This is a genomic window from Pseudomonas sp. S2_F03, assembly GCF_054668335.1.
The window spans coordinates 4,572,451-4,589,050 of record NZ_CP162759.1 but is presented as its reverse complement, the minus strand read 5'-3'; the positions used below and the strand labels follow the sequence as shown (position 1 = coordinate 4,589,050).

11 protein-coding genes are annotated in these 16,600 nt (G+C 60.2%); 2 read left to right on the top strand and 9 right to left on the bottom strand.

The window, feature by feature from the left end:
- Position 1 precedes the first annotated feature (1 nt).
- Positions 2 to 1,126 (bottom strand): GNAT family N-acetyltransferase, encoded by a 1,125-nt coding sequence (locus tag AB4N76_RS21435; protein ID WP_077430697.1) that lies wholly within the window; start codon positions 1,124 to 1,126, stop codon positions 2 to 4.
- Positions 1,127 to 1,407: 281 nt separating this feature from the next.
- On the opposite strand from AB4N76_RS21435, the gene AB4N76_RS21430 reads away from it, so the two are divergent.
- Positions 1,408 to 2,739 carry a putative porin gene (locus AB4N76_RS21430; protein ID WP_046033329.1) on the top strand — a complete coding sequence of 444 codons (1,332 nt, stop codon included), beginning with the start codon at positions 1,408 to 1,410 and terminating at the stop codon, positions 2,737 to 2,739.
- Between the two features lie 133 nt (positions 2,740 to 2,872).
- On the opposite strand, the gene AB4N76_RS21425 is transcribed toward AB4N76_RS21430, so the two are convergent.
- The 5 genes from AB4N76_RS21425 to aceK all read right to left on the bottom strand — a co-directional run bounded on the left by AB4N76_RS21425 (position 2,873) and on the right by aceK (position 11,314).
- Entirely contained in the window at positions 2,873 to 3,109 is a 237-nt protein-coding gene (locus AB4N76_RS21425; RefSeq protein ID WP_046033328.1) for an anti-sigma factor family protein, read from the bottom strand.
- A complete protein-coding gene (locus AB4N76_RS21420; RefSeq protein ID WP_046033327.1) occupies positions 3,103 to 3,717 on the bottom strand; it encodes an RNA polymerase sigma factor in 615 nt (204 codons plus the stop codon). The genes AB4N76_RS21425 and AB4N76_RS21420 overlap by 7 nt, the downstream gene beginning before the upstream one ends.
- A gap of 151 nt (positions 3,718 to 3,868) precedes the next feature.
- Entirely contained in the window at positions 3,869 to 4,990 is a 1,122-nt protein-coding gene (locus AB4N76_RS21415) for a beta-ketoacyl-ACP synthase III (RefSeq protein ID WP_046033326.1), read from the bottom strand.
- Between the two features lie 313 nt (positions 4,991 to 5,303).
- The gene (gene hrpA, locus AB4N76_RS21410) at positions 5,304 to 9,215 is read right to left on the bottom strand and encodes an ATP-dependent RNA helicase HrpA (RefSeq protein ID WP_077430698.1); all 3,912 of its coding nucleotides are present in this window, start codon (positions 9,213 to 9,215) and stop codon (positions 5,304 to 5,306) included.
- A gap of 380 nt (positions 9,216 to 9,595) precedes the next feature.
- A complete protein-coding gene (gene aceK / locus AB4N76_RS21405) occupies positions 9,596 to 11,314 on the bottom strand; it encodes a bifunctional isocitrate dehydrogenase kinase/phosphatase (RefSeq protein WP_046033324.1) in 1,719 nt (572 codons plus the stop codon).
- Positions 11,315 to 11,471: 157 nt separating this feature from the next.
- On the opposite strand from aceK, the gene AB4N76_RS21400 reads away from it, so the two are divergent.
- Positions 11,472 to 12,365: a DMT family transporter gene (locus tag AB4N76_RS21400; protein WP_046033323.1), complete on the top strand. Its 894-nt coding sequence runs from the start codon at positions 11,472 to 11,474 to the stop codon at positions 12,363 to 12,365.
- A 131-nt stretch (positions 12,366 to 12,496) separates the two neighbouring features.
- Here AB4N76_RS21400 and AB4N76_RS21395 read toward each other — a convergent pair whose 3' ends face one another.
- Genes AB4N76_RS21395 through AB4N76_RS21385 form a run of 3 tightly spaced genes read right to left on the bottom strand, consistent with a single transcriptional unit; the run spans position 12,497 to position 16,322 of the window.
- Positions 12,497 to 14,077, bottom strand: coding sequence for an aldehyde dehydrogenase (NADP(+)) (locus AB4N76_RS21395; RefSeq protein WP_077430699.1), 1,581 nt, complete (start codon positions 14,075 to 14,077; stop codon positions 12,497 to 12,499).
- A 21-nt stretch (positions 14,078 to 14,098) separates the two neighbouring features.
- Positions 14,099 to 15,094 (bottom strand): AraD1 family protein, encoded by a 996-nt coding sequence (gene araD1 / locus AB4N76_RS21390; RefSeq protein ID WP_077430700.1) that lies wholly within the window; start codon positions 15,092 to 15,094, stop codon positions 14,099 to 14,101.
- Between the two features lie 52 nt (positions 15,095 to 15,146).
- The gene (locus AB4N76_RS21385; RefSeq protein WP_046033320.1) at positions 15,147 to 16,322 is read right to left on the bottom strand and encodes an L-rhamnonate dehydratase; all 1,176 of its coding nucleotides are present in this window, start codon (positions 16,320 to 16,322) and stop codon (positions 15,147 to 15,149) included.
- Positions 16,323 to 16,600 lie beyond the last annotated feature (278 nt).

Genomic DNA, 16,600 nt, shown 5'->3' with positions numbered 1-16,600 from the left:
ATCAGTCTTGCCGATAAGGCAAGGCGGTCCTCGCCTCCTCGGCATACGCCAACACCCCAACGCGTTCTTGCTGCAGGAAGTCTTTGACCGCTGCTTTCAGGCCGGGATGGCGCAAGTAATGCCAGGAATGCGTGATCACCGGTTCAAACCCGCGAATCAGTTTGTGCTCGCCTTGGGCACCGGCATCAAAACGCTGAAAACCGTTGGCAATCGCATAATCCATACCTTGATAGAAACAGGTCTCGAAATGCAGTCGATCAAACTCGGCCAGACAGCCCCAATAACGACCGTAAAAACTGTCGCCCCCCACCAGACTGAACGCCATGGCCACCGGTCTTGAGCCCTGTTTGGCCAACACCACCCGAATCGATTCCGGCATGCGCTCGGCCAGCAGGCTGAAGAATTCGCGCGTCAAGTAAGGCCTTTGTCGACGTACCGCATAGGTATTGGCATAGCAGGCGTAGACGAAATCCCACTGCGCCTGATCCAGTTGCCGCCCCTCAAGCCATTCGAACGCAATCCCCTGCCCCGCTACCTGTTCACGTTCTTTGCGCATCTGCTTGCGCTTGCGTGAACTCAGGACGTCGAGGAAGTCCTGAAAGTCCCGATAGCCGCGATTTTGCCAGTGGTACTGACAGCCTATTCGCTGCAACCAGCCGGGTTGTTCGGCCAGTGCCGCGTCCGTAAACGCATCGGTGAAATTGATGTGCGCGCTGGAGAGTTCTTCAATCTCCAGATACCCCGGCAAGCTCTTGAGTAACTCGAAACCGTCCTCGACGCTGGCCGCCAGCAGCCGTGGCCCGCTGACCGGGCTGAAGGGCACGGCGGTCAATAATTTGGGGTAATAGTCGATGCCAGCTCGCTCACAGGCATCGGCCCAGGCGTGATCGAACACGTACTCGCCGTAAGAATGCCACTTGCGGTAACTGGGCAGCGCGGCGATCAGCCGATCACCTTCCATGTGCAACAAATGCTCGGGCTGCCAGCCGGAATGCGGCCCCAGGCTGCCACTGTCTTCCAGCGCACTGAGAAAGGCGTGGCGCAGAAATGGCTGATTCTCAGGCACCAGGGTGTCCCAGGCCTGGGGTGCGATTTCAGACAGATTTTCCAAACGTTGCAGCGGCATCAACTTCCTCTCCACTTCTTGCGTGAAAGCCTCGCGAGTATCGCTTATCGCCACCGGTTGCACACACGCGTTTCGCCGACAAACGTCCGAAGAAAAAGTTCAAACAGCCTTTTTATCGTCATCTAGACGCCATCACTTCGCCACTGCTTTGTCATAAACCATCGCGATACTGGCGCCTGTTTTTATAGCGCCGGGTTATACCCGGCCACTGTTTTCCGTCCATCAATGGTCGGTTGTGCCCTGGATGGCTCAGTCATCCACTCTCATCTTCGGAGATTGATATGCGTCTTGCTTCCACGAAAACTGCGGCGGCCCTGTGTGGCGGGCTGTTGCTGGCCATGAGCGTTTCGGCCAGCGCCGCAGTCGACGCCAAACTGCTCGACATGCTCAAGGCAAACGGCTCGATTACCACTGCGCAGTACAGTGAACTGCAAGCTGAACTGGCCCGGGATCAGAAAGATCAGCAAATCGCCCGTCAGGCTCAGCAAGAGACCAACGAGCAGATCGCAGCAACCGCGAAGAAAACCACTGAACTGAGCACCTTCGACCAGAAACTGGCGTGGGCTGCCAAGACCCAATTCAAGGGCGACGTGCGCTTCCGTGAGGAAACCGTGCACAACGATGGCGTTCCAAACAACAAAGACCAGGATCGCCAGCGCATTCGTGCCCGCCTGGGTGCCTACAGCGAAATCAACCCGCAAGTCGACACCGGCATCCGTATCGCCACCGGCAACAACGACGATGCCCGTTCCACCAACCAGGACCTGAACAACTACTTCGACAAGAAGTCGATCTGGCTGGACCAGGGTTACGTCGACTACCACCCTGACGCGATCAAGAACCTGCACCTGGTTGGCGGCAAGATGCCACAGCAATGGGTGAGCATGGGCGACATCATCTGGGATAGCGACATCAACCCGGAAGGCCTGGCTGCGACCTACAAATACCCGCTGAGCGGCAGCACCGAGTTGTTCGGTAGCGCCGGTCACTACACCCTCAAGGACAACGTCGACGGTGAAGGCGTGCAGTTCAAGCATGACCTGCGTCTGTACGCCGGCCAGTTGGGTGCACGCTTCGCCATCACCGACAGCATGAAAATGACGTTGGGCGGCAGCATCTACTCGTATGACAACGACAGCAACAGTGCTTGCCCGACCACCGGCACCGTCACCGCGCCGTGCGCACTGGCCGTCAATGGCAACAGCCCGGGCGAAACGTTCAAGCTGTATGAAGGTTTTGGTCAGCTCGACTTCACCAACCTGCCAGTACCGCTTTCGTTGTACGGTCAGTACGTCAACAACAAAGACGCGAGCAACGATCAGGACACTGGCTGGTTGGCCGGCGTCAAGTCCAAGTTCTACGGCTTCGCAGTGGACTACAACTACCGCGACGTCCAACAGAACTCTGTGGTGGGTGCCTTCACCGACTCCGACTTCGCCAACGGCTACACCGGTTCGCGCGGCAGCAAGCTGAAAGTGAGCTACGAGTTGGACAAGAACTTCAACCTCGGCGCCACGTACTTCATGGCTAACTCCGACTACACCAACGCCAGCATCAAGAAGACCGACTCCGACATCAACACCCTGCAGCTGGATGCTGAAGCGAAGTTCTGATTTACCTCGCTACGACCCGGGCAAGGAAGCCCGGGCCGCTTTCTACAGTCTGGCGTGGATGGATTGATCCCCATCATCCGTTCGGTTCATCCACGCGAGCCTGTTTCTTGATCCGCGCGATAAATATCCTCTGCTACGGATTGTCCTTGCGACGCTCGGCAGCGAGACGTTCAGCCAGTGCATCGACGTCTGGTACCGTTTCTTCCGGCATGGCACGCAACGTCGCCTGCATCAGCCGCATCTGACGAATGAACCGCCGGCAATTACGGCAGAACATCAGATGATGGCGAACCATCAACTTCTCGCGAAAGCTCAACTGACCGTCGAGATAATCGCTGGAACGTGCCACTTGTTCCTTGCAGGTCAACATTCCCCTGTCTCCTCAAAATGCTCCACGGTCGCAAATACCTTCAACCGTGCCCGATGCAGCAGCACGCGAACATTGGAGAGCGAGATTTCCAAAAGATTACAGATCTCTTCAAGCTCCAGGCCCTGACGCTCGCGCAGTGACAATACGCTGCGTTGCAGTTCCGACAGGCTGAGCAACGTATGCTCCAGGCATTCGCGCAGCTCGTTTTCGGTCAGCAGTGCTTCCGGGGTGTCCTGGTGCCAGGCAAACGGCGCCACCAGCCAATGACCATCGCCAGACGAGAAACGATCGTCATCAATGGTCCCGTGGGGTGACGGTAGATCATCAAGCAACACCTCGCGGCGATTTTGCTTGTAGCGACCTTTGGCCGCGTTGGCGGTGATGGTCAGCAACCAGGTCTTGAGGCTCGAACGCCCTTCAAACTTGCTCAGGTTGCGCACCACCGACAGCCACGCATCCTGCACTATTTCGTCGGCATGCCGACTGCCGACAATGGCATACGCCACCGCGCGCATGGCGCTCTGGTAGGTGCTGACCAGCTCTTTGAAAGCGCGTTGTTCCCCTGCCAGCAATCGTTCCAGCAATTGCGTGTCATCAGCCGCCATCAAACAGTTTCCTTGTTCTGAACTCGAATTTGACTACAACAGGACGTCACCCAAAGGTTGTCCTGCTGTCATTTCCGAAAGTTACAGCGTCCTGACGGTTTCGAATGTAGGGAAATTTCATTACAGCTCAAGGAAAAGGAACACAAACTCTCGCTTAACGCTTACGCAGCAGCACGCTGCCAATCGAGTAACCGGCGCCAAACGAACTGAGCACCGCCAGGGAACCGGCAGGCAGATCATCCTGGTTCTTGTGAAACGCAATCACGGAACCGGCGGAACTGGTGTTCGCGTAAGTGTCGAGAATCACCGGTGCTTCTTCTTCGGTGGCCTCGCGACCCAGCAGTTTCTTGACGATCAGGTGGTTCATGCTGAGGTTGGCCTGGTGCAGCCAGAAGCGCTTCACGTCGCTGACGTTAAGCTGGTTTTCTTCCAGGTGCGTAGCGATCAACTCGGCAACCATTGGGCAAACATCGCGGAATACCTTGCGGCCTTCCTGCACGAACAGTTTGTCCTTGGCACCGATGCCCTCTTCCGCCGCGCGGTTGAGGAAGCCGAAGTTGTTGCGAATGTTGTTGGAGAACTTGGTTAGCAGCTTGGTGCTGACGATGTCGAACTGGTACTTGGACGTCGCCAGGTCTGCACGCTCGATGATCACCGCCGTGGCCGCGTCACCGAAGATGAAATGGCTGTCGCGGTCGCGGAAGTTCAGGTGGCCGGTGCAGACTTCCGGGTTGACCATCAGGATGGCCCGGGCCTGGCCCAGTTGCACGCTGTTGGCGGCCGCCTGAATGCCGAAGGTCGCCGAGGAGCAGGCAACGTTCATGTCGAAACCGAAACCCTGGATGCCCAGCGCTTCCTGGACTTCGATGGCAATGGCCGGGTAGGCGCGTTGCAGGTTGGAGCAAGCGACGATCACACCGTCGATGTCCGCAGCAGTCTTGCCGGCGCGTTGCAAGGCTTGTTCGGCGGCGCCGATGGCCATTTGGCACAGCACCGACCACTCGTCGTTCGAACGCTCCGGCAGGCGTGGTGCCATGCGTTGCGGGTCGAGAATGCCGTCCTTGTCCATGACAAAGCGGCTTTTGATGCCAGAGGCTTTTTCGATAAACGCCGCGCTGGACTCGGTCAGCGCCTCGATCTCGCCACGGGCAATGGCCTGGGCGTTGTCGGCGTTGAATTGCGCGACGTAGGCGTTGAAAGACTGCACCAGCTCTTCGTTGGAGATGCTGTTGGCCGGGGTGTACAGGCCGGTGCCGCTGATGACGACGTTATGCATGGTCGTTTCTCTAATCTGTTCAGGCAGAAAGCATTGGCACCGACGTACCAACACACAAAGGGTCTATTCCCATCCGGGGGACGCAAACCTGGCATCGCTTTATCCCGACCTGCCCGCGGCCGTAGAGGCTCAAAACCGTGGGGCCGGTGTTTATAGGCGCGAAGTTTGCCATAAACGTTAGAATTTGGCGCCTTTTGCTGGATAAAGCACCTTCCTCAAACGCAAGGGCGTATCGGTAGGAGCACGGCTTGCCGGCGATGGCGTCCTTGAGGCCGCCATCGCGAGCAAGCTCAGCTCCTACAACCCGAGGGTTCTACGGTTCGACCTGGGTCCACTGTTTATTCAGGCGCTTGTCGGAGATCGGCACCTTCGTCCCCAATTGCTGAGCGAACAGCGAAACCCGGTATTCCTCCAGCCACCAGCGATAGAGCTCCAGCTGCGGATCGCGTTTGCCTTCCTGGGCATGTTTATTGGCGCGAGTCTGGTACTGGGTCCAGAGGCCGGACAATTCGCCGCTCCACACCCGGTCTTTCTGCACCTGAGCGCCCAGCTTCTCGAAACGCTGCTCGATTGCCTTGAGGTAGCGCGGCAATTCCTTGAGCCACTGCATCGGCGTCTCCCGAACGAAGCCCGGATACACCAGGTGACTGAGCTGCTGCTTGATGTCGTTCAGGGCCACCGCTTGCGCCAGGTCGATCTTGCCCTTGAAGCGTTTTTGCAGGCCATGCCACAGCTTGAGGATTTCCAGTGTCAGCTTTGCCAGACGCTCCGCGTGCTCGGTCCAGCCGCCACGTTTGCGCTCGGCCAACGCCGCCAACCCGGCGCCGTCGCGCGGCAATGGGTCTTCACCGTCGAGAATGCAGCTGTCGAGGCTGGCCAGCAGAATGTCTTCCACCAGGCTATCGACGCGCCCCATGTCGCGGTACATCAGGCCCAGCTCAGTCAGGCCCGGCAACTTACTGCGCAGGAACTTCGCCGGTTCGGCCAGTTGCTGCATCAGCAAACGCTGCAAGGCGCGGCGATGCTGGAACTCGGCTTCGGCCGGCGTCGAGAATCGACCTTCCTTGACCGTGCCGCCCTCTTCCACCAACGCCGGATAAACCGTCATCGACAGCCCGGCGATCTTTTGCTGGGTTTTCTCGGCCACGGCGGCAAAGACTTTCGCCTCCACCGGCTGCTGGCTTTTCGCGGTTTGCGGTACCGCCAACGCCGCCTGACTGGCTTCGGCAAATCGTGCGGTCAGTTCCGCCAGATCACGCCCTTCGCCCAGGAACTTGCCCTGGCCGTCGACGATTTCCAGGTTCATCCGCAAATGGCTGTCGACCTGCTGCGCCGCTTCGGCCCACGCCTCATCGCTGACCCGCGCGCCGGTCATGCGCAGCAATTCACGGCCCAGCGCCAGCGGCAATGAACCCTCGGCGAAGGTCATGCGCTGCAACGCGGCTTTGACGAAGTCCGGCACCGGCACGAAATTCTTGCGTAAAGCCTTGGGCAGGTTGCGCACCAGCGCGATGCATTTGGCTTCGATCACACCCGGCACCAGCCATTCCAGACGTTCCGGCGGCAGCATCGGCAACAGCGGCGCCGGCACCCGCAAGGTCACACCGTCGCGCGGATGATTGGGTTCGAAGTGGTAACTCAGCGCCAGCTCCAGATCGCCGATGTGCAGCGTGTCCGGGTAATGCAGGGCGGTGACTTCGCTGGCCTCGCGAGCCAGCACGTCTTCTTCGCGCATGATCAGCAACTGCGGGTCTTTCTGGCTGTTGATCCGGTACCAGCTGTCGAAGGTCGCCGTCTGGTGGATCTCTGCCGGCAGCCGTGCATCGTAGAAGGCGAACAGGGTTTCTTCGTCGGCGAGGATGTCGCGACGACGGGCCTTGGCTTCCAGTTCGTCGAGTTGTTCCAGCAACTGCGCGTTGGCCGACAGGCATTTGGCTTTGGATTGAATCTCGCCGCGCACCAGGCCTTCACGAATGAAAAACTCGCGCGATACCACCGGGTCAATCGGCCCGTAATGCACCGGCCGGCGACCGACCACGATCAGCCCGAACAAGGTGATCTGCTCGAACGCCACGACCTGGCCGCGCTTCTTCTCCCAGTGCGGTTCGAAGTGGTTTTTCTTGATCAGGTGCCCGGCCAGCGGTTCGATCCAGTCGGCGTCGATCTTGGCGACCATGCGCGCGTACAGCTTGGTGGTTTCCACCAGTTCGGCGGTCATCAGCCATTGCGGGCGCTTCTTGCCGATCCCCGACGAGGGGTGAATCCAGAAGCGTCGCTGGCGGGCGCCGAGGTAATCGCCGTCTTCGGTTTTCTGGCCGATCTGGCTGAGCAGCCCCACCAGCACCGCTTTGTGCAGTTTCGGGTAGTCCGCCGGCTCTTTATTAATGTGCAACTGCATGTCGCGGCAGATCAGGCTCAACTGCCGGTGAGAATCGCGCCACTCGCGCAGGCGCAGGTAGTTGAGGAAGTTCTTGCGACACCAGTTGCGCAACGGGCTGGCCGTCAGCGCCTGGCGTTGTTCTTCGAAACCACGCCACAGATTGACCAGCCCGGCGAAGTCCGAGTCCACGTCTTTCCACTGCGCGTGCGCCTGGTCCGCCGCTTGCTGACGCTCCGGTGGACGTTCGCGCGGGTCTTGAATCGACATGGCGCTGGCGACGATCAGCACTTCCTGCAAACTGCCGAGTTTCGCTGCTTCCAGCAACATGCGGCCCATGCGCGGGTCCACCGGCAAGCGTGCCAATTGACGCCCGAGCGGAGTCAACTGGCTGTTGCGGTCAACGGCCGAGAGTTCTTGCAGCAGGTTGAAACCGTCGCTGATGGCTTTGCCGTCAGGTGGTTCGATAAACGGGAAATCGGTGATCTCGCCCAGGCGCAGGTGCAGCATCTGCAAGATCACGGCGGCGAGGTTGGTCCGTAGGATCTCCGGGTCGGTAAATTCCGGACGACCGATGAAATCGTCTTCGCCATAGAGGCGGATACAGATACCGGGCTCGACCCGACCACAGCGACCTTTACGCTGGTTGGCGCTGGCCTGGGAAATCGCTTCGATGGGCAGGCGCTGGACCTTGGCGCGATAGCTGTAACGGCTGATGCGCGCGGTGCCGCTGTCGATCACGTAACGAATGCCCGGCACCGTCAGCGAGGTTTCGGCAACGTTGGTCGCCAGCACGACGCGGCGTCCGGGGTGCGACTGGAAAATCCGCTGTTGCTCGGCCGGCGACAGCCGTGCGTACAACGGCAGGATTTCGGTGTGCTTGAGCTGGGCCTTGCGCAGCATGTCGGCCGCGTCACGAATCTCGCGCTCACCGGGCAGGAACACCAGCACATCGCCGGGGCTCTTGCGCTCACTGCGTTCGAACGCGGCGATTTCGTCGAGGGTGGCGAGGATCGCCTGGTCCACAGTCAAGTCATCTTCGACGCGGTTGCCCTCTTCGTCCTGCTCCAGCGTCAGCGGGCGATACCAGGTTTCTACCGGGAAGGTACGGCCGGAGACTTCGACAATCGGCGCGTCGTCAAAATGCTTGGAGAAGCGCTCCAGGTCGATGGTCGCCGAGGTGATGATCACTTTCAGGTCCGGGCGACGCGGCAGCAGGGTTTTCAGGTAACCCAGCAGGAAGTCGATGTTGAGGCTGCGTTCGTGGGCTTCGTCGACGATGATCGTGTCGTAGCGTTCGAGGTAGCGGTCATTTTGGGTTTCCGCCAGCAGGATGCCGTCGGTCATCAGTTTGATCAGGGTGTTGGAATCGCTCTGGTCCTCGAACCGCACCTGATAGCCGACCAGCGCGCCCAGCGGCGTCGCCAATTCTTCGGCGACCCGGCTGGCGACGCTGCGCGCCGCAATTCGACGGGGCTGGGTGTGGCCGATCAGGCCATGCTGGCCGCGACCGATTTCCAGACAGATCTTCGGCAACTGAGTGGTTTTACCCGAGCCGGTTTCGCCGGCAATGATCAGCACCTGATGCTTGAGCAGCGCTTCCTTGATTTCGTCGCGCTTGGCGGCGATGGGCAGGCTGTCGTCGTAACGAATCACCGGCAGGCTGGCGCGTCGCGCCAACACCTGATCACAGGACGCCTGCAGGCGCGTCACCCACAGGGCCAGCTTGGCCTCGTCAGGTTTCTTGCGCAGCTCAAGCAACTGCCGCCGCAGCCGGTGACGGTCGGCGAGCATGGCGTGATCGAGGTTTTTCAGCAGTTTGTCGATGGAGGGCGATTCGTCGGTCATCAGGTACGCAATTCAGTCGTCTAGTGGCGCAGGGGGGCGATTGTCGCAGATTTAAAGGACGAACGAGATCCCTTGTAGCGCCGACGTTCGGTTCCGTAGCAGCTGTCGAGCCACGGCGAGGCTGCGTTCGGCTCCGTAGCAGCTGTCGAGCCCCGGCGAGGCTGCGTTCGGCTCCGTAGCAGCTGTCGAGCCCCGGCGAGGCTGCGTTCGGCTCCGTAGCAGCTGTCGAGCCCCGGCGAGGCTGCGTTCGGCTGCGAAGCAGTCGTCATTCGGGCTACCCCGGTTTACCTGAAACACCGCGTGTGCTGATTTTACGACTGCTTCGCAGCCGAACGCAGCCTCGCCGGGGCTCGATAGCTGCTACGGGCGTGCAGGTCTGGTTATTCGTTATCGAGGCCTTTGCGTCGATACGGGAACACATCAATCACCTTCCCCGCCCGAATCGCCTCTTGCAGGCTTTTCCAATAGTCGGCGTTGTACAACTCACCATGCAGCTGATCAAACAGGCGCCGCTGCCCCCAATCTGCAAACAGGAACGGCGGAAACTCCTCGGGAAACACATCCAGCGGCCCGATCGAATACCAGGGCTCGGACGCCATTTCGTCTTCCGGGGTGCGCGGCTGCGGGATGTGCCGGAAGTTGGCTTCAGTCAGGAAACAAATTTCGTCGTAGTCATAAAACACCACGCGACCGTGCCGGGTGACGCCGAAGTTTTTCAGCAACATGTCGCCGGGAAAGATATTCGCCGCCGCCAGTTGCTTGATCGCCAGGCCGTAATCCTCCAGCGCCTCATGCACCTGCGCCTCGTTGGCGTTTTCCAGGTAGAGGTTCAACGGTGTCATCCGTCGTTCGGTCCAGCAGTGGCGAATCAACACGGTGTCGCCTTCGAGCGACACCGTAGAGGCTGCCACGTCGAGCAATTCCTCCAGGCACGCCGGATCGAACTTGCTCAGCGGAAAACGGAAATCGGCGAATTCCTGGGTATCCGCCATACGCCCGACGCGGTCAACGCTTTTGACCAAACGGTATTTTTCGATCACCGTGGCGCGGTCGACGTTCTTCGAGGGCGAGAAGCGGTCCTTGATGATTTTGAACACGGTGTTGAAACCCGGCAGGGTAAACACGCTCATGACCATGCCGCGCACACCGGGGGCCATGATGAATTGGTCGTCGGTGTTGGCCAGGTGATTGATCAGCGCCCGGTAGAACTCGGACTTGCCGTGCTTGTAGAAACCGATCGAGGTGTACAGCTCGGCGATGTGCTTGCCCGGCAAAATGCGCTTGAGGAAACCGATGAACTCCGCCGGCACCGGCACATCGACCATGAAATACGAACGGGTGAACGAGAAGATGATCGACACATCCGCTTCATCGGTGATCAGCGCATCGATCTGAATCCCGCGGCCTTCACGGTGCAACAGCGGAATCACCAGCGGCCACTGTTCGTCCTGGGTGTAGATGCGCCCGACCAGGTACGCGCCTTTGTTGCGGTAGAGCACCGAGGAAAACAGTTCGACGCTCAATTCCGGGTCCTTGCACACCCAGTCCGGCAGATTCTCGCGCAACTGCGCTTCGAGGCGGCTCAAGTCGCCGGCCAGATCAGCGTAATCCTCACTGAAACGGTAGTCGGCAAAAATGCTCGCGAGCATGCCGGACAACTGGCCCTGGGGTTTGTAGGTGCGGGTTTGCGCGGCGCGAGCCCGGCGCAGGCTTGGGCGGGTGGTGTGGATGAACATGCAGCCGTCGCTGATCAGGTCATGGCTGAACAAGCCGCAGAAGATCGAGTTGTACCAGGTCTCGGACAGTTCATCGTCGAAACGCAGGTCGATCAGCGTGATGTACGCGCTTTTGACCAGCGGCCAGCAACTGACGTCCAGCGTGTCGGCGTCAAACGCGATGCGCAGGCGCTCGACCGTTTCGCCGACTTTCTCTTCGTAAAGATTGATCCGCGCCGCCGACGCGATTTGCGTCTCCTGCCACTGGGCCTGTTCGAAGCGGGCCCGGGCGCCGTCGGTAATCTGACGGAAATGCTCGCGGTAATCGTCAAAGCCATCGAGGATCATTCGGGCGATATCGGCGGCTGGCCATTGCTGCGGCATGGTGAGACCTCTGCGGGAATTTTCGAGCCCTGAGCTTAGCCAGTGAACCGGGTCGAGGAGAAGCGTAATTTTCGGCCCGGATTGATTGCTCGTTTTTCGGTTGCCATCAATCGGGCGCTCGGCAACACTCTCGTCCCGATCAAGGAAGGAGTGCACCGTGAGCCCCGTCGATATCGTTCGTTTACTGTCACTGGCGGCCATTTGGGGTGCGAGCTTTCTGTTCATGCGCATCATCGCCCCAGTGATTGGCACAATCCCCACGGCTTTTTTCCGTGTGTCGATTGCCGCCGTCGGCCTGCTGGTGATTGTCGCGTTGATGCGCATCAGCTGGGATTTCAAAGGCAAGCTCAAGACCGTGATGCTGCTCGGGGTAATCAACTCCGGGATTCCAGCGACCCTGTATTCCGTGGCCGCCCAAGTGTTGCCGGCCGGGTACTCGGCGATCTTCAACGCCACGACGCCGCTGATGGGCGTGCTGATCGGCGGGTTGTTCTTCCATGAAAAGCTCACCGCGGCCAAGCTCGGCGGGGTGTTTCTCGGGCTGCTCGGAGTTGGCGTGCTGACCCGTGCGGGCCCGGTGGCGTTCGACATGCAATTGCTGATGGGCGCCCTCGCCTGCCTGATGGCCACGACGTGCTATGGCTTCGCCGGCTTTCTCGCCCGCCGCTGGCTGGACCAGGCCGGTGGTCTCGACAGCCGTTTGTCTGCGTTGGGCAGCATGCTGGGTGCGACGCTGTTTCTGTTGCCGTTGTTCGGGTACAGCGCGATCAGCCAACCGCCGGCGAGCTGGGGTGGCTGGAATGTCTGGTTGTCGTTGCTTGGGTTGGGGCTGGGATGTACCGCGCTGGCGTACGTCATTTACTTCCGGTTGCTGAGCTCGATCGGGCCGGTGAGGTCGATGACCACGACCTTCCTCATCCCGCCGTTCGGGGTGTTGTGGGGCGCGTTGTTGCTGGATGAGCCGCTGTCCATGGCGCATATCTATGGCGGGGTGTTGATTGCGGCGGCGTTGTGGCTGGTGTTGAAACCGGCCAAAAAGGTAACCCAGTAATTTTGTGGTGCTGCTGATGACGCCATCGCGGGCAAGCCCGCTCCCACAGGGTTGGGTATTGAACACAGAATCTGTGCACGACACCCATCACTGTGGGAGCGGGCTTGCCCGCGATGGCGTCAATTCAGACACTACAGAGGTGAATCGCTAACCTCCCCATCCACCAACCGCCGAATCCCCAGCGGATTGGCGTTCTGCAACGGCTCAGGCAGCATCGCATCCGGGTAATTCTGGAAGCACACCGGCCGCAGGAATCGATCGATCGCCAGCGTCCCCACTGACGTTCCCCGCGAATCGGACGTGGCCGGGAACGGCCCGCCATGCACCATCGCCTCGCACACCTCGACCCCGGTCGGATAGCCGTTGAGCAAAATCCGCCCGACCTTTTCCTGAAGCGACTCCGCCAGCCAGCGGTACTCCAGCAACTCCCCGGCCTCGCCAATCAGCGTCGCCGTCAATTGCCCGCGCAATCCGTGCAACGCCGCCGCCAACTGCGCCCGATCTGCAACTTCAATGACGATAGTCGTCGGCCCGAAGACTTCTTCCTGAAGCAATCCATCGCCCTTGAGCAACAGACTGACATCCGCCTTGAATATCTGCGGCTGCGCCTGATTGCCCTCTTGCGGTCGGCCCGCCAGATGCATCACCCCCGGATGTTCATGCAACTCTGCGAGCCCTCGGCTGTAGCTGACCAAGGCACCGGCATTGAGCATGGTCTGCGCCGGTTGCTGGTTCATGCTCGCGCAAAAGGTTTCCAGGAAGGTGCTGAACTGCGGCGAACGCAGGCCAATGACCAGGCCGGGATTGGTGCAGAACTGACCGCAACCCTGGGTCACCGAACCGGCGAGTTGTGCGGCGATTTGCTCGCCGCGTTCCGCCAGCGCTTCGGGCAACAGGAACACCGGGTTGATGCTCGACATCTCGGCAAACACCGGGATCGGTTGCGGGCGGGTCGCGGCCATGTGGCTCAGGGCATTGCCGCCCTTGAGCGAGCCGGTGAAGCCCACCGCCTGAATCGCCGGGTGCTTGACCAGCCACTCGCCGACGCCCCCGCCGTAGATCATGTTGAACACGCCGGCTGGCATTTCGGTGCGTTCGGCCGCCCGGATGATGGCGTCCGCTACCCACTCAGCCGTTGCCATGTGACCGCTGTGAGCCTTGAACACCACCGGGCATCCGGCGGCCAAGGCCGACGCGGTATCGCCGCCGGCCGTGGAGAACGCCAGCGGAAAGTTACTCGCGCCAAACACGGCGACTGGCCCTAAAGCGATGCGGTACTGACGCAGGTCCGGACGCGGCAACGGCTGGCGGTCCGGCAGTGCCCGATCAATTCGCGCACCGTAGAAATCCCCGCGACGCAGGACCTTGGCGAACAAACGCATCTGCCCGCTGGTGCGCCCCCGCTCCCCCTGAATGCGCCCGGCCGGCAGCGCGGTTTCGCGGCACACGGTGGCGACGAAATCATCGCCAAGTGCATCGATTTCGTCGGCGATGGCGTCGAGGAAGCGAGCGCGCTTTTCAGCGCTCAGGTTGCGGTAGACCGGGTAAGCGGCGGCCGCAGCGTTGGCGGCGGCGTCCACTTCGGCTTCGGATGCCTGAAAGAACGTGCCCGGCAGCGGTTCGCCGGTGGTCGCGTCGAGGCTTTGCAGTTGCAACGTGCCGTTGGCGCTGCGGCGACCGCCGATGTAGTTGTGTCCCAGTGGCAATGTCATGAAGGGTTCCTTTTGAAAGGCTTAAAGCGCACGCACCTGACCGATGGCCAATGGCTGGGCACTTTCGCCGATACCGTTGACTAAAGGCGCGCCGAACTCGTCGAGGCTGATCTGGAAACGATCCCCCGGCCGGGTTTTGACCCCATCGGCAAACGACAACGTGGCGGTGCCGAAGTAATGCACATGGACATCGCCAGGGTGCAAAAACTGCGCATATTTGAAGTGGTGGAATTCAAGGTTGGCGAGGCTGTGGCACATGTTGTCTTCGCCGCTGAGAAACTCCTTCTCCCAGATCGTTTCGCCGTTGCGCTTGATCCGGCTGGTACCTGTCAGGTGTTTGGGCAGCTCACCGATGCGCAGTTCCGGCCCATAAGAACAGCAACGCAACTTCGAATGCGCGAGGTACAGGTAATTGCGCCGTTCCATCACATGGTCAGAGAACTCGTTGCCCAGCGCATAACCGACGCGATACGGCTGGCCGTCATCGCCGATGACATAGAGGCCGGTCAGCTCCGGCTCCTCACCGGCATCTTCAGCGAACGGCGGCACCGGGAAGTCCGCCCCGGGGCGCACGACGATGCTGCCGTCGCCTTTGTAGAACCACTCCGGTTGCGCGCCCACCTCACCGGCCGCCGGTTTGCCGCCCTCAAGACCCCACTTGAAGATGCGCATGGTGTCGGTCATGCCGGCTTCGACTGCGCCGTCATGCTGGTGCATTTTGTCCCGCGCCGAAGCACTGCCCAGGTGAGTCAGGCCGGTGCCGCTGATCAGGCAATGGGCCGGGTCTTCGTGGTCCAGCGGCGGCAGGACGCTGCCTTGGCGCAATAGCTGCGCATAGTCCGGGCCGGGCTCGGTGCCGCGCAGGGCCACTTCTTCTTGCAGGCTGCGCTGGCCGCGGATCGCCGCGAGCGCCAGTTCGCGAGTGTTGCGGGTGTCGCGCAGCACCTGAATCTGTGCCCCATCAACCAGGCCAACCTGGCGCTGCCCGGCGGTGTTTTCAAATTGAATCAGGCGCATGACGGCCTCCAGAAAGTCGGGGATGGCGCCGCAGGCATGCGACGCCTCAAGGTCACTCGATGATGTTGAAGTCACTCAGGTATTCATCGGAGATTTCCAGGCCCAGGCCCGGCGTGTTGTCGTCGAGCTGGATGTAACCGTTGACCGGTTGAGGCTCGCCCTTGAATACGTAGTAAAAGAGTTCGTTGCCGACTTCGACGTCGAATACCGGGAAGAACTCGGCCATCGGCGAGGCGGTGGTGGACATGGTCAGGTGATAGTTGTGCATCTGCCCGGCATGAGGAATGACCGGCACCGACCAGGCTTCGGCCATGGCGTTGATTTTGCGTGCGGCGGTGATGCCGCCAACGCGGTTGGTGTCGTACTGGATCACGTCGACGGCGCGGCGTTCCAGCAGGTCTTTGAAACCGTAAGAGGTGAATTCATGCTCGCCGCCGGAGATCGGCATGATCCCCATTTTTTTCAGCTCGATGTAGCCTTCGATGTCGTCGGCGATCACCGGTTCTTCGAGCCAGCGCGGTTCGAATTCGGCGAGTTTGGGCAACATGCGCCGCGCATATTCCAGGGTCCAACCCATATAACACTCAAGCATGATGTCGACATCGGGGCCAGCCAGATGACGCAACGCGCGCACTTGCTCGATGTTCTTGCGCATGCCCGCCGGGCCGTCTTTCGGGCCGTAGCCAAAGCGCATCTTCAGCGCGGTGAACCCCTGATTCAGATAACCCTGGGCTTCTTCGAGGAACAGGTCGAGGTTGTCGTTGGCGTAGAGCTTGGAGGCGTAGGTCCAGATTTTTTCCTTGGTGCGTCCCCCGAGCAACTTGAACACCGGTTTGTTCACGGCTTTGCCCATGATGTCCCAGATGGCGATGTCGATCGCCGAGATCGCCGCCATGCCGATGCCTTTGCGCCCCCACGCGTGGCTCTGACGGTACATTTTCTGCCAGATGTATTCGTTGTCGAACGGGTCTTCGCCGATTGCAATCGGTGCCAGGTAGGTGTCGATGATTTCCTTGGCCACACGTGGCGCGAGGGCGCAGTTACCGATGCCGACCAGACCGGTATCGGTCTCGACTTCCACCACCAGCCAACCGTGAAAACGGAACGAGCCCATGGCATCGCCACGCTCGAACAGGATGTCGCTGGCGTTAGTGCAGAAGTGCGCCTGAGGCGGAACGACTTTGCCTTTCCACTCAAAAACGCGGGTACGGATTGCTTTGATTTTCATGAATACAGTTCCTTGCGCTGCCGGCTTCTTGTAGTTGTCAGGTCGTGTACGCAGAGCCGCTCGGGGGCGGGTTCCGGGCATTCGATGGAGCGACTTTAGCCAGCGCTCGGGGGGGCGCGGATAATCACTTATGCGTATCCGGCGATAACCTGGGGTGATCGCTAAAAGTGTTTTTCAGATAGATAAAGTTATCGACCACACACAAACAACTGTGGGAGCGGGCTTGCCCGCGATAGCGGTAGTACAGACACTTTGGTAGTGACTGTCAGACCGCCATC